The organism is Bythopirellula polymerisocia (genome assembly GCF_007860015.1).
In the GTDB taxonomy this organism is placed as follows: Bacteria; Planctomycetota; Planctomycetia; order Pirellulales; family Lacipirellulaceae; genus Bythopirellula; species Bythopirellula polymerisocia.
The window spans coordinates 1,134,091-1,151,964 of sequence record NZ_SJPS01000001.1 but is presented as its reverse complement, the minus strand read 5'-3'; the positions used below and the strand labels follow the sequence as shown (position 1 = coordinate 1,151,964).

Below are 17,874 nucleotides of genomic sequence, written 5' to 3'. Positions count from 1 at the left end.
CTGCCCTTTTCCTGTGCCCGAGAGTGAGGCCATACTTATGTAACCTGAGCAAACTGCCTTGAAGGTGTTGATCGCGTTCAAGCTTTAGCTTGCCAGTACACGCGCCAAAGCGTGCACTCCAACGTAGAAACTGATTCGATATGGAAACAAAGCCGCTCCTAAACAAGTCAAACGGGATCCTGCGTGTTCTTCGAACGACCGCCATTGGTGGATTGCTCTTCTTATTGCCACTGGTCTTCGTCGGCGCGCTCATTGGCCAAGTCGTGCCGATTGTGATGTCGATCGCGGAATCCCTCGGCACAATCCTTCCCGACGCATTGAAGAGTGCCGGTGGAATTGCGCTGCTGATATTCTTGGCGGTTTGCGTGTTGCTCTTGCTTTGCTTTGGTGCGGGGGTGCTTGCCCGGATCTCGCTGAGTCGCAGGCTATCCGAGGCATTTGAAAAGAAGGTGTTATTCCTATTTCCCAAATACGCGATCCTCAAGGATCAGATGGCCGACAGCATCGGTGGCGATCATGCCAGGGCGAAGATGAAACCGGTCCTGGTACACTATGAAAACGTGAAACGAATCGCGTTCGAGACTGAGCGGAGCGACGATCTTGGAGTTGCCACGGTTTACCTGCCCGGTTCCCCCGATCCCTGGGCAGGCAAAGTTGCGATTTTCGCTGCCGACCAAGTCGAGCCACTCCCAGCCAACTTCGGCGAGGCGGTTGAAGTCTGCGAGCAACTGGGTCGCGGCACCGAGAAACTGATAAAAAGATTATCCAGCAAGATTCCCAACGATTCGTCTACTGATGCAGACCAACAAGAGTGACAGTAGCACAGTACTGCCCGGCTCCGGTACGGCAATCGAATTAGTGGGCGCCGTTCCCTGACCGTTCTGCCGCTGCCAGATAAGAAAGTCGCGGCCATCCGTGTCTCGATCCCCGTCGGCATCCCCATCCCAGTAGAGAGGATTGGCGTTAAGCCACCACTCCAGATCGATGTCGTCCACCCGCCCATCGAAGTTGAAGTCGCCAGCCAGAGCAGGAATCAAGAGTGCGCTGGGTGGTATGCGGAACTGCACTTCGGTATCGCTACGTCCGATTTGCAGATCGGGATCCACCGAGAAAAACAAACCAAAGACGTCCGTGCCTGCGGGAACCGTCAAGGTGTGCCCTTCGGAATAGGAGGCAATCGTATTGTCATAGACGGAATCCGACATGAGCACGTTCCCGTCGGCATCAAGGATCCCAAACGTGCGGTCTGCCTTTTCATTGCGACCAAAATTCGAGATGTCAAAATCAAAATGTGATTCTGCCGTCGTGCGCAAGAATGCCCCTCCGACAAACCTGATTGTGATGTCCTGGGCCTTGGGCAAAAACCAGGGGACGTCGAGCCTGTAGCCACTATACGAGGAGTATTCGAAATCATAAGGAGAAAGCGTGATCGCAATATCTGCGACCGCCAAGTTCGAGTACAGCAACCCCCAGAGCAAACTCCAACTGCAAACACGCATGAGCCCCAAACGGGTCCCCCTGATACCGATCTGCCAAAGTCTTTGCCGCATGGATTCAATGATAAAATGCAGAGTAGCCAATGTAAACAATCGAGAGCTTATCAGGGGGCTTTGCGTCAGGAAAACACGCAACGTGCTACATTCCTCTGTTCCGACACAACGATACGCGACGAATTATGCTTGCCTGTCAACGAGATTTCCGACATCGGTGACCGTACCAAGGACAACACACCAACAGACCCACCAGAAGCAACCCACTCCCCGGCTCCGGTACTGCCAGAGCATTCGTAGGAGGGATTCCGCTGCCGAACTGCTGCTGCCAGGCGAGAAAATCTCGCCCATCGCTGTCGCCGTCTGCATCGGCATCGGCTGCTGAGGTACCTGCCTGATAAGCAGTTTGCCATTCGGAGAGATCGCGGCCGTCGACGTAACCGTCGAGGTTAAAATCGGCCGTGATGGCGTTGACGTTGAGCAAAACCTTGTCGGTGAGATAGTCGAGGGACCACCAGCGGCCGGGAAGTGCCGGTACGTGCAATATGTCGAAACTCCCTAGAACATTGCCGCCAACGTTGGTGAATAGTTCAAAGCTGTCGCCGACCATCGGGTCAAACCCGTTTACCAGGGCGATGTCCAAACTTCCCCCCAGAACGGCTTGTCCATTGGTAACTTGCAAAGCACTGAAATCATTGCTATCTAGTGCTCCACCCAATTCGATTTCCAACACTCCTGTTGAATCTTGTTGGAAGTTGCCTGCAATTGTGAGCTTGCCAGTTTGATTCTCGTCTCCGCGTGGCCGCAAGGTACCCGAATTGCGAAACAGAGTTACCTGGGTTGTATTGGGGCGATAGAGGTTCATGTTTCCATGACCTTCGATGAGTGCGCCTGCCTGATTCCAAATATTGATGCTGCCGGAGTTGGACCACTGTTGAGAGACTTCGAATATAGAATTTAGATGCAATTCCGCCCCCGCGGTATTTCTAAATTCTATCGCATCGAGATCCATCCGCTTGAGTCGAAAAGTTCCAGCCACGTCCATGATCCCCTGATTCACAAAGCGGTCGTCATTGACCTGAACTTCTATCGTTTGTGCGTTTTCAACGATCAAGGAACCTAGTTGCTGCATTACCGCGCCCTGGCTGATTGATAATGTGAGCGTTGAGTTGCCATTTGCGATCAGTATGCCCCGGTTGATGAAACGGCTGCCGGGACCCACATTAATTCTTCCACCGCCCTGAATCGTATGACTAGCACTGTTGGTGAAGACAGTTGTCGCGAATGACGCTGGGGATTGCCCTATTTGAATTGAAGGAGAAGTACTTCCTGTTTGCCAAACTCCGTTCCCAGTGAGTTCCAAGAAAGGTTCACCAAAATATGCAGTGCCCACACTTTGAACTATGGTACCGTCATTCACGACCCATCCACGAACAAGGAACGGCGTGCTTATCTGAATCAACCCCTGATTGTGAACGCTGTTAAGAAACTGTGTCGTAAAAGAATCTGGCGTTAAGACAATTCTTCCCGACCCTGCAGTACTGAGTATTCCTCCATTCACTTGGGCAATTGTTACCTCTGAGCCATCCCCCGCGTGAATTGTGCCTAGATTGCTGCCTTCATAATTCACTATTTCTGCTCCGAGAGATAGCTTCCCACCATTGACGGCTTTCATCTCGCCACTGTTATAGACCGGCTGTGGAGGAAATGAAGAGGGGGCAGCGTTTTCAGAAATTTCAAGAGTACGGTTTGCAACGTCGGCTTGCACGATCCCCCTGTTCACGAACGCCAGGTTTCCCAGGCTGCCCTCACCATTAATCAAATTGTCCTCGTTAATCAATGGATCATAGAAGCCAGAGGACGTCTGTAAACCACCTATCCAACCAGATGGATCGAGCTTGATTTCGCCGGCTCCCTTGAGAATCGTTGGCTTGGTAATCGTGATTCTGCCGGTCAAAATGCCGGTGTTTTCGATCGCGCTAGCGAGATACCAATTGCTATTGGTGGGAGTGTCCCCAATCTTTCCTTCCAAACGAACGTCTTCCAATGTTGCACTGAGAGTACCGCTGGTGATGACCTTGCCAGGTTGTCCGAGACCACCCATTGTGGGAGCAACACTACGAAGAATGCCCCCGCGCAACGTCATATTTCCGAGTTCAACCGTCGAATCTACACCTGCTTCAACCTGACCCAGTAGCGATCCACTTGAGTTCATGAGAGTGTCTTTGAGGTTCGCCCCTAAAATCTCAATCGTTCCTCCAGAATGAGCCCTCATCTGGCCGGAATTGATTGACGATCCCGTGACGGCAGAAGAGTTGGTAGTGAGTAAATTAATCTGTAAGGTACCTTCAGCAGTCTCCAGCAATCCCCGATTATCGAAGGCGAGTCGGGTGGAGATACCAGGTAAATTGATCTTGCCGGGACCGCGAATTGTATGGTTTACGTCGTTCACAAACCCCGGGGTGCCGACAAATATGCCACCGAAATTCGTGCCAGGAATGTTAAATGCGCCACCATTTAGGTCGAGTGATCCATTACCAGAAATCGTGGCATAGCCTTCCACAAAGTATCCCCCTCCGCCTGAATGGACATGGGTGTTATTTGTCACCCGGTCACTGAAGGTAACGGAACCGAGTTCAATGTTGCCTTCTATAGTGACATTCTCCAGTATGGTACTACTCATGCTGACCAATCCCTCATTGGTACCTCCCACACTAGACGTGAACACACGTCCTCCCACGAGGCGAATAGTACCGATACGAACAGTGGAATCGCCGCGTGCTTCCACCACGCCGTTGTTATTCTCCAGAGGTGTAAAAAAAGGATTGCCAGATCCAGTGACTCTCAAAGTACCGCCGTTCTCCGCGAGCAACTCCCCTTGATTGAAATGCACTCCCCTGCTGTTGGTGCCGAGCAGCTTAATCTGCAAATCCTTTCCAGGCACATTAGCTGCCACTGACCCGTCATTGATCCAGGCGTATCGAAATTCATTGGCCAGAAATCCGCCTGCTCCCTCGAAGCGTCCTTGATTCCAAATCTGCACAAATGGTGCGCTACCTAGCCGAGAGATTTGGGCTCCAACATCAGCGAGAGTTAGTGTTGCCGTGGGTTCAATAAGAACAGTTTGGCTAACTCTCAATTGCGATGTCGTGGCAAGATTGAGTTCTCCAACGACGGTCACCGAGTTCGCCGTCAACACGCGGCTTGAGTCCAGATTAAGTGCATCGCCAGCATTGACAATCAGATTACGAATGGTCGCATTCTGATCCAGCGCCACGACGCTGTCCTGTTGCGAATCCGCGTCAATGAGCGTATCAGTCGTATTCGTGTTCGGTACGACCCCGGCTGACCAATTTGCGGGATCGCTCCAATTGCCAGTCGGACTCCCAATCCATTCAGCCTCTACGGCAAGGCTGCTTGACGAAAGAAGGGTAACAGCAACAAATGCGCTTACCAGCGCGCTGCACAGAGAAGACTTCATGGGCAAGTTGTCCCTAAAAAAGAAGAATCAGACTAGATTGTAGCCGACCATTTCCAAGGGAGCAAACACAAACTAGGTCCACGAAAAGACCTGCTGCATAGCCTGCCAAAGAACATCTAATGGATTAGCAAGTTTCTACTAAACAGCAAACATCCGATTATGAGCCAAAATGGGAGAGTGCCCGGCTCAGGCACAGCCGTGGCAGAAGCGGAAAGTGTCGACGAGCCATACTGCCCATGCCATAAAGCCAAGTCGCCGCTGCTCGTGCCATTGGGAGATCCACCCCGCTGCCAGACGAGAAAGTCGCGGCCATCGACATCGCTGTCGTTGTCGAAATCGCCGGTGAGTGAAGAGAGGAAATTGCTGAGTACGATTTGGTCGGCGCCGAAATCGATGTTCACCAGGAATGAACCCTCGCCGCCCGCCGTGTCGAGCCGTGCGCCGGGCGTGGCGTTGTCGAAAAAGCCGGTGAGTGTGCCGGCGGTGAGCACGGTAAATGTGTTGGCCGCAACAGGCACAAAGCCGTCGATGAGTGAGAGTTCCAGCAATCCGTCGAGTAGCACGTCGCCGCTGACGCTGACGAAGTCGAACTCCGTGACGGCCGCGGTGCCGCCGATTTCTATTGCGAGCGTGGCGCCGGTTTGCTGCGTGTAGTCGCCGACGATGGTCGTCGATCCGGCCGACGCGCCGGGGGCGAGCATGCCGCCTTGGTTCAGTAAATCGCCTTGAAAAGTTTCGACGCTGAGCGTGCCGCCGGTGAAATTAAAATCGCCACCGTTGGTGTGGTCGATGGTTGTCGCGCTGAGGGTGCCGCCGCTGAGGTTGATCGTGCCGGTGGCGTCGAGTGTGGTCGTACCCGAGCCGGTGGTGAGTGTGCCGCCGTTCTGCACATTCACCGTTGCCGAACCGGTTCCCGTCGGGCTTCCCAAGATCAGCGTCGACGCGCCGGTCTGTGTGAGGGTCGAGCCACTGCCGTCGATGGTGAGCGTGCCGGTCGCACCACTGTTTGCGCCGGCCATGATGATATCCGCTGCTTGGAGATCGGCGCCGGTTTCGATCGTCACCTGGGCCACTGAGAAATCTGAGTTCGTATCGGCCAGTCGCAGCTGGCCGAATGTTCCCTGCGCCGCGTTGCGTAGCGTCACATTGGCCGTATTGTCGAAGAAGCCCCAGAATGCGCCTCCTGTTGCAGCTACGGTCGCGTTGTCCACGACCAACGTGCCGTCACCTCCGAAACTGCCGATGTCGATAGCGAAAGCATCCAGAGTGCTTCCGCTCTCGACTCTCCAAGTCGCGTCTCCGTTGATGATGTAGTTCCCGGAAAGGGTAAGCGTGGCGTTGTTCGTGGCGGTCAGCGTCTTGCCGCTAGCGACGGTCAATGTGCCCGTGGTCACGTCGATCATGCCGCCATCGATATTGACATTGCCCCGGGCATCGAATGTACCGCCGTCGAGGTTGAGCGTACCGGTGGCGTTGATGGTGGTCGTGCCCGTGCCGGTGATGAACAGCCCGTTGTTGTCGAGGTTGATCGTCGCCGAACCGGTACCCAAGGTGCTACCGACGGTGAGCGTAGACGCGCCGGTCTGCGTGACGGTTGAACCGTTGCCGTCGACGGTGAGCGTGCCGGCCGCGCCGCTGTCTACGCTAGCCATCCTAATGTCCCCCGCTTGGAAATCGGCGCCGGTCTCGATCGCAACCTGGGCCTCTGAATCATCACTAGTCGAATCCGCCAGAAACACCGAGCCGAAGGTTCCTTGCGCCGCGTTGCTTAGCGTCACAATGGCTGTGCTGCCGTTGAAGCCCCATAAGGCAGAGCCTGCTGTTGCAGCTACGGTCGCGTTGTCCACGACCAACGTACCGTCGCTTCCTAAAACGCCGACATCGAGACGGTTGGCATCGAGTGTGCTACCGCTCTCGACCCTCCAAGTCGCGCCTCCGTTGATGTCGTAGTTCCCGGAAAGGTTAAGCGTGGCGTTGTTAGTGGCGGTCAGTGTCTTGCCGCTGGCGACGAATAACGTATCCGTGGTCGCGGCAATCGTGCCGCCGTCGACATCGACATCGCCCTGCGCGTCGAACGTGCCGGCGTTGAGGTTGAGCGTCCCGGTGGCGTTGATGGTCGTGGTGCCCGTGCCGGTGGAAAATGTACCGTTGCTCTGGATGTTTAGCGTGCCGATGCCGCCGCTGCTGCTGCCGATTGTTGTTACATCCGTGACCGAGATTTCCGACGTACTGCCATTGACGGTCACCACGCCCGTCGCAGTGGAAGTACGTGTGCCGATGGATAGATTTCCCGCGAAGACGAGGCCGCCGCTCTCGACGTTCATCACACCATCGCTGGCGCCGCTATTGGAAACACCGATGTCCAGCGTTCCGCCGAAGTCAGCAACGCCTTGGTTGGAAATTTCTAAGGTGCCATCGCCGCCGGTGGCGCCAATCGGATGCGTGCGGCTGGTCCCGCCAGCTGTGAGCACCGAGCCACTGCCGACGATTGAAAGCGTATCGTCCAAGCCCGCGCCGACGCCGACGAACACGATCGCATCCAGCCCGAACACATGCACCGGTGTGCCCACGGCACCGATCTGCAAATCGCCACCACTAATGTCGATGTCCACATCGCTGCTGCCGCCGTCGGTGGAGATCGAGTAGGTCCTTGCCGTTGAGTTATTGCTAATGAACGAAACGCTACCCGCTTCGACGAACACCTCGTCGCTGAATTCATCCTGGTTGAATACCACGGCGTATGTGCCGCCCACGTTGTGCACTGCCACATCGCCGACGCCAGGCGTGCCGAGCGTGGTCGGCGGGGTGACGTCGGTCCAACTAGCGGAGTTGTTATAAGCTTTGGTGCCTGGGATTGCCCACTCAAAAACATCTGCCTGAGAAGTTGTGGCGGAGAGTGCTATCCATGTGGTGAGTAAGAGTCGTGCTTTCATGATGTTGGTCTCAAGAGTGAAAGAACACTTCGATTCGGCGGCGTGACTCCAAGGAGTAACACGCATGCTAGAAGTGTGGTTGAAGGTTCGGGGATCGCCGCGGCCGCGGAATCTGCGAAAAGACTCGACGACACGGCTCCCACACCGCTGCCGAATTGGCGTTGCCAGTCGAGGAAATTACGGCCGTCCAAATCAGCGCCATAGCGTGCTTGCCAGCCTTTGATGGGGTCCATTAAATCATCGGCGTCGACATCGCCGTCGCCGTCGAAGTCGGCGGTGTAGGGAGTGTAGATTGTATAAATAAGATCGTTACTTGCGCCTCCGGTTAATACAGTCGACGAGAACAGGTCACCCGGCAAATCAGGACTGTTGACCGTCGGAAAATTGAAAATCAGTCCGCCCGAGATAATTAGCACGTACTCGTCGCCGGCGCGCGGCTGAAATCCTGCGATGGCTACGATGTCGATCACACCATCCAAATCGATCGAGTCGGTCACTTGCAGTTGATCGTGATCAAGCGTAGCAAGGTTGCCTACCTCGAACCGGAGTGTGGCACCCGCCAGTTGCTTGTATTCGCCGGTGACGACTGTTGTTCCGACAGCGCCAGGAGTGTTGCCGACGGTCATGAGCCCCGCGGAGTTGGTAAGCTCACCCGTGAACTGGCCGACCGCAAGCGTTCCCGAGTTGAAATTGAATGCACCGCCGTGGGTGTGATCGATCCCGTCGGCGATGAGTTCGCTGCCGGAATCCGCAAGGTTGACGGTGCCGCTGGGCCATACGGTGAGAGTGTCGCCGACGCTGACATCACCCCCTTGGTGGATGTCGAGCGTTCCCATCGCGCCGGCTGACGAATTGTCTCCGCCGACATTGAGGTTGCCAGTCACGTTTAAGTCAGTGCCAAATCCCGAAACATCGACCACGCCGGTCGAACCCGTTCGCTCGCCGACATGTAGCAGCGGCGTGTTGACTTCGCCGGAGGCGCGGACCTCCAGAGTGCCGTTGCCGAAATGGCCGACCGAAAGACTTGTCCCGCTGTTAAATTGGGCACCGCTACCGGCGATCTCGACGGTTCCTATGCCGCCCGTGCTACGGCCGACCAACGTGCGGTCGCTATTGACGATGCCGCCGGTGATGTTGAGCGCTCCCTCTCCCAACACGCCGACGCGCATCTCTCCGGTGTCGGTCCACGATGAATTTGCGCCAGTGATGTTGACCGTTCCCCCGCTGTCGCCGAAAAGTCCCAAGTCGCTGTCAACGGTGGAGAGTGTCGCGCCGTCGGTGACATTGACGATGCCTTGACTGCTCATGTTGCCGATGGTCAATGAGTCCGTTGCGGACCAACTCGAGTCAGTGCCCACCAAATCAACTTGGCCAAAACCCGAGTTGAAACCCAACGTGGATATCTGGCTGGTTACCGTCGCACCGTCGATGATTTTCAGATAAGCAGAATTAGTCTGACCGATGGTCAATTGCCCAATTTCCGAGGTAACGCCGGTGCCGAGTGTGAGCGTCGGCAGCATGAACCCGCCCGCCGCGTTGAGAATGAAATTCGGCGATGGACCAGCGCCTGGCACGAACGCCCCATCGGTGATGGTGAGTGAACCATCGCGAAAGTCGATCGTGCCGCCACCGGAATTATCCAGCCCGCCACGGACATTCACCACGCCATCGTCCAGGAGAAACGTGCTGCCGGCGGCCATCGTCATCGCGCCCAGCAATTCAACCGTGGCGTTGTCGACGTTGAGCGTGCCGGTGCTGCGTAAGTCAAGCGTGTCGGTCTGCAGCACAGCGCCGGGATTGACGTTGAGCGTACCCGTGCCGCCGGAGGTGCTGCCGATGGTGGTGGTGGCGTGTGCGATGATACTCGAATCAGTGCCATCAATTATGACCAGTCCGGTAGCCGTCGAGGTGCGTGTGCCGATGCTCAAATTGCCGGTGCGTAGCAGACTGTCTGACTCGACCAGCACCGTGCCGTGGGAGCCATTGGAGTTGGAAACACCCACGTCGAGCGTGGCCTGCGATTCGATGAGGCTGCCGAAACGCACCGACGCATCGTCGCTGACAATGAGCGTGCCGGTGCCGCCGACGGCGCCAATCGGATGCGTGCGACTACTCCCCGCGGCAACGACCGAGGAGTTCGCGCCCACGACCGTGAGCATCCCGGCGCTGCTGACACCCACAAACAGGATCGCGTCGCTGGAAGTGATCGCAATCGGATTGCCGGCGTTGCCGATCTGCAAGCTGCCGCCGCCGCGGATGTCGATGTCCGCGTCGGTGTTGCCGCCGTCGCTGCTGAGTTAATAAACATGTGATGATGTCGAGTCGCTCAGGAAACGTACGAATCCGTCCGTGACGAATAGCTCGTCACTGGCCTCGTTCTGTGTGAACGTGACATCGTAACTATCAGCAAGATTAAACTCGGCGTTGTCACCAACACCTGGCGGGCCAAAGACCAGCGGCGCGGGATTGCTCCAATTGGAAGCCAAACCGAACTTGCCCCCCGTGGCATTGGTCCATTCAAACGTGTCCGCAGACGCAGTGGGAAGGAGCAAGGGAAGCGGTTCACCCAGTAAGACGAAGACTGGAAACAAGAGGGCGCGGAGACATGGCAAGCGCATGGTCGCTCCGTAGTGAGTGAAGAAACTAGAAGACACGAGCAGGCAAGCTGATCGCCATTATGCCACGGTTGCTTGCCGCAAGCAAGGAATTACCAGGAAAGCGGGATGAGCGCGGAGTTGGTACGTTGGATCGTGAGAAACTTCGCTCCACCAACGTCTACGTCGATATCCAAGTCGCCTCGATGGTTGCTCTGAAACTACGCCAATCTGGCTCAATATCTCGTGGATCGACGATTTGATCTCAATCGCCCGGACTTTCCAGCGATATTACGGAACTTCTGACAAATATTTCCGCAGAGTATGAATAGGAATGGCAATTCGTTCGCTCTTGCCATCACGCGGCGGCGGACACTAACTCGCTGAAAAGAGATTCCAAACAGCGAGTGCTTTTTCCCCAGTCGAACATCTGGCCGGGGATCTCGGTCTTGGCTTCGACTTGCGTGCCTCCCTGGCTGCGGCCCACAGTGAGAATCAAATCTCCTTCGAGTGCTAACATGTCCGAAGGGAGAGCGGCGACAATTACGCAGCCGTCAGCGAGCTGATGCACTCCGCGAAGTGTCCGGCCGGTGCGCGCCAAGTAACAGAGAATTGTGACCAACACTATGCCCGTCGGTTGGGCCACAAACTGGGATCTTGCTTTGCCCGTCTTCACCCCCAACTTTGCGTAGGTCGATTGGGCGAAATGAGCAAGACTCGCCATCGGCAGCTTGATGGGCAGTCCGGCAAGCTTCCCCAGAGCATTACCATACATGTCGAGAAAATCTTCGCCAGAGAGTGACTTCTTTGATTGGGATGCGTTGCGAGCGATACGAGATCGAATTTCAGGAATTTCTAGGAGAGTTTCGTAATCAATCACATCAGACCAGTCGATTGGTAGCTCGACCGTTTCCTCCACTGTCGACTCGGTCTTCGACAACTTCACTCCACACGCCGAACAAAACTTCCCCATGGCTCGCGCGCCACACTCTGAGCAAAACATTCTACCTCCCTCCAACTTGCAACTCTCAATAGATTGGCGTGCTAGCACGAAAGTTCAACTGCAATCGCCTCCAGTTTCATCGTCATCAGACTTGGTGTCAGAACAGGTTTTGAGTCTAAAAGCAAGAGTATCTCAAAAGGACTCTAGTCATGGATTCTCCTCCTTCAATTGCTCAATTATCGCAAGATTTCTCCCTGCTGCGGGAAAGTTTCACGCCCCAGCGCAGACTTTCCCGGGAAAGTCTCGATTGGTTTGCAATATCTGAGATTCTGATTCAGAATGAAAACTCACGCGCTGTCATGCTTCGGCAGCCCGGCCTCCGACTAGGGATCACAAAATGCGGAATATGTCTACTGGGTTTATCGGGTTCTTATTGACGGCACTAACAACCACGACTCTGTTCGCGAAACCCTTTATCTCGGGGATCGACGTTTCGAGATGGCAAGGTTCGATTAACTGGAACTCTGTCTAGAATGCCGGCGTCGAATTTGCCTTCATCAAGGCTACTGACGGCGTCAATTATGTGGATCCCCGCTATACAGAGAATATGCAAGGTGCCGCCGCAGCCGGTGTGATCATAGGTCCCTATCATTTCTGCCGTGTTGCAAGCTACGACGGAGACCCATTCACGAGCTACGTCGGCAGTCCCTTCTTGCCAGGCACGACCCCTTACCTCGATGCGGTAAGTGAGGCGAATGACTTCTTGGACGCCATCGTGCCCTACTATCAAACGGGAAGTTACTTACCACCGGTTGCCGACGTGGAAAACTTGCCTGACTTCAGCAGCAGCGCACTCGAGAAGACTTTTATTTCGAACTGGGTGCAAATCTTCTCCGATACAATCAATGCGACACTTGGCTCACGACCAATCATTTACACGAGCAAGTCAGGTGCTAACACGCGCTACACTTCCAGCGTTGCAGCTCAGCACGAATTGTGGGAGGCTTGGTGGAAAGGAACCGGCACGAGTAATCCGCCGGTTGCGAGCGATACCCCCCTGTTCGGCGACTGGCTTTTCTGGCAATGGACCGACTCTTGGAGCGTTCCGGGAGTCACGGGCAACGTCGACGGCGACGTGTTTGAAGGAACTCAAGCCCAACTCGAACAATTGCGGATCACTTTAGCCCCAGGTTCTGAAGGACCCTTTGGACGTGTCACCCATATCGAGGAATTTGAGAACGGCGAGGGATTCTTCAAATGGGGAACGAATTTTTCAGGATCAAATTTTGGCCTGCTCCCCGGCACTGATGCCCAGCGGGTGACTACTCATGCCCATGAAGGCTTTGCGTCACAGGAAATCGATGTCGTCGGCGATCCTAACGGTTGGTTCCTGCGGCATGTCTCGGGCAACGGTTCTCCCGCCGCCAATCCTGCAACCAACCTTCCCTTCGTATCCGATGGCTATGTTGGATTATGGCTCATGACCAATGATTCCGGTGTGACCGTCTACCTGGCCCTAGACGACCTGACTTCAACGATCGAACGCGGCTTGGGCCAAGATGTTATCGCCGACGGCACTTGGCACTTGTATGAATGGGACTTGTCCGACGATAACCAATGGGACGCCTGGGCCGGCGGTGCCAACGGCATGCTAGACGGCGCCACGGTCACGATTGATTCCATCCAATTTGCTGGGGCCGGTAATGCACAGGTTTACTTGGATGGCGTGGCACACAATCCCGATGGTAGCTTGTTGGCTGCTCTCGGAGATTTCGACTACGATGGCGACGTCGATGAAGAGGATATGCACCAATGGCAGGCTCATTTCGGCACTGCTTCCGGAGCATCGTTTGACCGGGGTGACGCAGACGGCGATGGCGACGTTGACGGTGCAGATTTTCTCGCTTGGCAACGAACCTACCAACCGACCGCTACAACTTTACTAGCTGCCGTGCCCGAACCTGGCAGCCTTCTCTTGATAATAGTCGTGTTAGGAATTGCTTGTTCGATTCGGCGCTCATTCCCGAAATCTCAAAGGCTAAGTCCAAGCCATTTCTGAGTCAGTTTTCTATAACATTGCAGCGTCTGCGACGACTCAACAGGAGAGCATTTCATGGACCGACCACTCTCTGGAACACGTATCCTGGCATTCGTAGGAGACATCTACGAAGACCTAGAACTGTGGTATCCCAAGCTACGCCTGATTGAAGCAGGTGCCGAGGTAGTGGTGGCGGGACCGGAGGCCGAAACTCTTTACCGAGGGAAGAACGGCTATCCATGCACTTCCGATGCCGCGATCGCCGACATGCAAGCAGACCGGTTCGATGGTCTGTTGGTGCCGGGTGGATTCATGCCCGACAAGCTCCGTCGCGATGCGAAGGTGCTCGACTTGGTGCGCCAATTCGACGCAGCGTGCAAACTGATCGCCGCCATCTGCCATGGCGGTTGGATTCCAATCTCGGCCGGCGTGTACCAGGGAGTGCGCGTCACCGGCTCGCTCGGCATCAAAGACGACCTGGTCAACGCCGACGCGATTTGGGAAGACGACGCAGTGGTGGTCGATCGCCACTTCGTCTCCAGCCGCAAACCCGACGACCTGCCGGAATTCTGCCGCGGGATGCTTGAAGTGCTGACGTCGAGGTGAACCGTTTTTCTAACTTACAACCTCTATTCCCGCTCTTCTTTCCCGCTGTAGTGTTCTGAGGTAGGATGGGTGCATGCACCCATCCTACGAAATCACATCAGCGACTTCACTCGGAGAACAACCCATGGCAAACTTGTTAAGCGTCGCACCGGTGTTGCTTGTGTGCGATGTGGTTGCGGCCGCAAACTATTACCGTGAGAAGCTGGGCTTTTCCTATGATCGGTTTTGGGGCGAGCCGGCGAATTTCTGCATGGTGCGGCGGGACAACTTGACAGTGATGTTGAGTCAAGTTGATCCCGGCACAAAGCTTGTTCCCAATTGGCAGGTTGTCGACAAAATGTGGGACGCATATTTCTGGGTCGACAATGTCGAAACGCTCTACGCCCAGTACCAAAAAAGTGGGGCACAAATCGATTACACCCTCCACCTGAAACCCTATGGGGTCAAAGAATTCGGCATCCAAGATCTCGATGGTCACGATATTGCATTCGGACAAGTCATCGAAGAGTGAAGCCTAGCTACTTGGCCAGAAGATAAGGGACGAATCGAGTTTGTGTGTGGCGAGTAACCTTGCCAGGCAAGACTGGCTTGGCCAGACTCTTTTGGTAGAATGGTTCATCTCCTTCCATAGCAAGAGATTTGATGTCTCACTTCACCTTTTCTGATGATCTAAGGGAGTAACAACCAGAATGTCCTTTGTTCAACTTGTCTATTAATTTCCAAGGAACACTCAATGAAGAAACTCACACACAAAACGCGGCGTGAATTTATTCTGAATACAGCCACCACTGTCGCGGCGACTTCGTTAGCAGCAGGAATGGCGGTGGCCCAGACTGCGGGAAGTAAACCGCCGATTGGGGCCAACGATCGCATCCGCTACGGCGTGATCGGCTACGGCCCTCGCTGTACCTACGTGCTCTCCTCGATGCTCAGCCACGATGATGCGCAGTGTGTCGCCGTGACCGACGTGTGGAAGAAACATCGTGATGAAGGCAAGCAAGCGGTCGATAAGCACTACGGCAATACCGAATGTCAGACCTATCGCGACTTTCGTGAGATGCTAGATCGTCAAGATATCGACGCGGTACTCATCGCCACCGGCGATCGCTGGCACGCCACTGCATCGATGCTCGCTGCCGAGGCAGGCAAGGATATCTATTGTGAAAAGCCATGTGGTCTGACGATTGCCTTGTGCCAACAGCTCGACGATACAATCCGCGCGACTGGGCGGGTTTTCCAAGCGGGCACACAGCGCCGTAGCGTGCCGAACTTTCAAACCGCCGTGGAACTTGCTCGCAGCGGAAAACTTGGCAAGCTGCATACGCTGCACGCATCGGTCTACGAACCATCTCTGCAAAACTGTTGGCTCTCCCAAGAAAAAATTGATCCCGAGGTGCTGGATTGGAATCTCTGGCTGGGTCCCGCGCCGTGGCGACCGTATAACTCCTCTTATATCGAAGGTAAGTGGCGGAAGGAGTGGGATTTTGATTCGGGCGGCGCCTTACTCGATTGGGCCGCTCACACGTTGGACCTGTGCCAATGGGCCAACGACAGCGACGATACGAACCCCATCGAATATGAACCGATGAAGGACAAAATCATTTGCCGCTATACCAATGGCGTGGAAGCGTCGCTCGACTTTCTGGCGAAACCGTTCGGAAAACGCGAGCCACACTTTATCACGCGGCTGGGGACTTGCCCGGTACGTTTCGAAGGGGAGCGGGGCTCAGTTGAAACCGGAGACGAGGGAGAAATCGTCGCCTCGACCGAAGCGTTGGAAGCGGAACTGCCCCCGACAAAGAAACGAATGCGAGGCATCGATGCGACACTACACACTCGCAATTTCCTTGACTGCATGCGGTCTCGCAAGGAACCGAATGCCAGTAGCCGGATCATGCGTCATTCGCACGTAGCGTCGCACGCTGCCGCGATCGCTTGGGTGCTTCAGCGCAAGCTCAAATTCGATCCACAGTCGGAATCGTTCCCAAATGATAGCGAAGCGAATCGCCTCCGTGATCGGCCCTTGCGCCAGTGGGAGGCTTAGCTAGTCTAATCGGATTATTGTTATGATCTGCAGGAGTAGTGTGCTCGCCTATTCCAGTTTGAATTGGCACCTCGTTGGTCGCGTGACTGGAAGATTTTCGCAATCTGATCCAATCGCACTCTGCGATTGCCGGCTACTCATCAGACTTCGCATCAAAACTGGCAAGATCGATTCCTAGTCGCTCCATACGTTCGCGCCATTTCTGTCGGGCCAGTCGGCGCATGTCGTCGATCTGATCCCCTTCGTCGACGATCTCAATTCCGATGAGCGTCTCAACCAAGTCTTCAAGTGTAACGATTCCGTCCAAGCCTCCATGCTCGTCAACGACCAGTAAGATATGTTCTCGGCTGGTGAGCATTTTCTCTAGCGCAACGTTGAGTGGCATTTGATCGGGCACACTACTAATTCCGCGTTTAAGGTCACGGAGTTTTGCTTCCCCACTGTTGTTGACTATGTTGGCATAGAGATCGCTTTTGAGAACAAAGCCGGTCACCTCATCTCGATGGGCGGCAAAGATCGGTATTCGTGAAAAAGCCATGCTCGGGTGAGCTGTGATTACTTCACGAGATGTGAGGTCCTGCTGCAGGGCGAATAAGACTGTCCGAGGGGTCATAATGTCGGAGACCTGGAGGCCCGGCAAGCGGAACACGTTTTTGAGGATGCGCGACTCGTTTTCGTCGAGTTGCCCGGCTGCCATGCCCAACTCGGCCATGGCGGCGATTTCGTCGCGACTGATCGCATGGACCGCTTTCCCGCGAGTGATGAGCCTCGTAAGCAAATCGGAGATCAAGAGAAGTGGGTACAGAATCCAAGTCAACTGTTGCACGAACCGCGCTGTCACTGAGGCTAGATTACGCCAATAAAGAGCGCCAATGGTTTTGGGAATGATCTCTGAGACAAACAGGATCAGCAATGTGAGCACTGCCATCGCCACGCCGACGTACTTAGCGCCGAAGTAAGCCGCCGCCTCAGCACCAGCTCCCCCTGCCCCGACGGTATGGGCAATGGTGTTCAGCGTGAGAATCGCGGCGAGCGAACGGTCGATGTTTCGCTTCACTTTGCCGAGCCGCGCTGCGATGGTAGGAGAGGTCGTTTTGAGATTCGCGATGTAAGAAGGAGTCACACTCAATAGTACCGCCTCGGCAACCGAACAGAGCGAAGAAAAGAACAAGGCCACTGTCGCGTAGACGATCATGAGTACCAAATGTCGAGACGGGTCGCCTGCATCGTCTGCTACAGCGACGGTACTGATTCCAGCGGCATAGACGGTTGCTGCGGTCGCCATGAAGGCAACGCCAATCAAGATCACAGTGGAAGTACTTCGCATGAGATCCAATCTCGGTGGGGAGTTTAGGTGAATAGGCAAAGCTACGGCCAAATGGGTGGCTTGGGAAGCTCTTTCATGAGCCACTCAAAATGAGGCCGTGAAAATAGGGGAGCTCGCGGAACCAGTCCTATCTTAATTACGCAAGTCGCTCAGGGTCGACGAGCGAAATCATAGTCTCATTGCCACGTTCGTTTCCGAGTATTTCGATGCAAAATCTCCAGTCAATACTGGAGTAAAGCCGTTCGCATGCCACGATTTGCAATTGCAAAAATTCATCCTGGCATGAGTTTTGCTCTCCACCGACGTTTGTGCATTTGGAATGAAATTGATGCACAAAAGGTGTTTGATCGCCAATTGCGGTGATCACATTGTGTGCAGCCGTTGCATTGCAATGTGGCATCACTTCAAGATTTCGTTG

13 protein-coding genes and 1 pseudogene are annotated in these 17,874 nt (G+C 54.9%); 6 read left to right on the top strand and 8 right to left on the bottom strand.

Going from position 1 to position 17,874, the window contains the following annotated elements; all coding sequences use genetic code 11:
• Positions 1 to 140: 140 nt before the first annotated feature.
• On the top strand, positions 141 to 815 hold the full coding sequence (locus Pla144_RS04555; RefSeq protein WP_146448164.1) for a DUF502 domain-containing protein: 675 nt from the start codon (positions 141 to 143) through the stop codon (positions 813 to 815).
• Here the strand turns inward: Pla144_RS04555 and Pla144_RS04550 are convergent.
• The 5 genes from Pla144_RS04550 to Pla144_RS04530 form a co-directional block, all read right to left on the bottom strand.
• Complete coding sequence (locus Pla144_RS04550) at positions 762 to 1,550, bottom strand: hypothetical protein (RefSeq protein WP_146448162.1); 789 nt, start codon at positions 1,548 to 1,550, stop codon at positions 762 to 764. The two genes, Pla144_RS04555 and Pla144_RS04550, sit on opposite strands and share 54 nt — an antisense overlap.
• 136 nt (positions 1,551 to 1,686) lie before the next feature.
• Positions 1,687 to 4,971 carry a hypothetical protein gene (locus Pla144_RS04545; RefSeq protein ID WP_146448160.1) on the bottom strand — a complete coding sequence of 1,095 codons (3,285 nt, stop codon included), beginning with the start codon at positions 4,969 to 4,971 and terminating at the stop codon, positions 1,687 to 1,689.
• A 116-nt stretch (positions 4,972 to 5,087) separates the two neighbouring features.
• The gene (locus Pla144_RS04540; protein WP_197530378.1) at positions 5,088 to 7,904 is read right to left on the bottom strand and encodes a beta strand repeat-containing protein; all 2,817 of its coding nucleotides are present in this window, start codon (positions 7,902 to 7,904) and stop codon (positions 5,088 to 5,090) included.
• Positions 7,901 to 10,144, bottom strand: coding sequence for a beta strand repeat-containing protein (locus tag Pla144_RS04535; RefSeq protein ID WP_146448156.1), 2,244 nt, complete (start codon positions 10,142 to 10,144; stop codon positions 7,901 to 7,903). The genes Pla144_RS04540 and Pla144_RS04535 overlap by 4 nt, the downstream gene beginning before the upstream one ends.
• 57 nt (positions 10,145 to 10,201) lie before the next feature.
• Complete coding sequence (locus tag Pla144_RS04530; protein ID WP_146448154.1) at positions 10,202 to 10,522, bottom strand: hypothetical protein; 321 nt, start codon at positions 10,520 to 10,522, stop codon at positions 10,202 to 10,204.
• A 59-nt stretch (positions 10,523 to 10,581) separates the two neighbouring features.
• On the opposite strand from Pla144_RS04530, the gene Pla144_RS04525 reads away from it, so the two are divergent.
• On the top strand, positions 10,582 to 10,761 hold the full coding sequence (locus tag Pla144_RS04525; RefSeq protein ID WP_146448151.1) for a hypothetical protein: 180 nt from the start codon (positions 10,582 to 10,584) through the stop codon (positions 10,759 to 10,761).
• Positions 10,762 to 10,856: 95 nt separating this feature from the next.
• Here the strand turns inward: Pla144_RS04525 and Pla144_RS04520 are convergent, their stop codons facing one another.
• The gene (locus tag Pla144_RS04520) at positions 10,857 to 11,501 is read right to left on the bottom strand and encodes a hypothetical protein (RefSeq protein WP_146448149.1); all 645 of its coding nucleotides are present in this window, start codon (positions 11,499 to 11,501) and stop codon (positions 10,857 to 10,859) included.
• Positions 11,502 to 11,988: 487 nt separating this feature from the next.
• Here Pla144_RS04520 and Pla144_RS04515 point away from each other — a divergent pair.
• The 4 genes and pseudogenes from Pla144_RS04515 to Pla144_RS04500 form a co-directional block, all read left to right on the top strand.
• A pseudogene (locus Pla144_RS04515) lies at positions 11,989 to 13,500 on the top strand (glycoside hydrolase family 25 protein); the annotation flags it as partial.
• A gap of 54 nt (positions 13,501 to 13,554) precedes the next feature.
• Positions 13,555 to 14,085, top strand: coding sequence for a type 1 glutamine amidotransferase domain-containing protein (locus tag Pla144_RS04510; protein WP_146448145.1), 531 nt, complete (start codon positions 13,555 to 13,557; stop codon positions 14,083 to 14,085).
• 124 nt (positions 14,086 to 14,209) lie between these two features.
• On the top strand, positions 14,210 to 14,596 hold the full coding sequence (locus tag Pla144_RS04505; protein ID WP_146448143.1) for a VOC family protein: 387 nt from the start codon (positions 14,210 to 14,212) through the stop codon (positions 14,594 to 14,596).
• Between the two features lie 222 nt (positions 14,597 to 14,818).
• Entirely contained in the window at positions 14,819 to 16,129 is a 1,311-nt protein-coding gene (locus Pla144_RS04500) for a Gfo/Idh/MocA family protein (RefSeq protein ID WP_146448141.1), read from the top strand.
• Positions 16,130 to 16,262: 133 nt separating this feature from the next.
• On the opposite strand, the gene Pla144_RS04495 is transcribed toward Pla144_RS04500, so the two are convergent.
• Positions 16,263 to 17,456, bottom strand: coding sequence for a CNNM domain-containing protein (locus Pla144_RS04495; RefSeq protein WP_197530377.1), 1,194 nt, complete (start codon positions 17,454 to 17,456; stop codon positions 16,263 to 16,265).
• A gap of 136 nt (positions 17,457 to 17,592) precedes the next feature.
• A complete protein-coding gene (locus Pla144_RS04490; RefSeq protein WP_231936162.1) occupies positions 17,593 to 17,856 on the bottom strand; it encodes a hypothetical protein in 264 nt (87 codons plus the stop codon).
• Positions 17,857 to 17,874 lie beyond the last annotated feature (18 nt).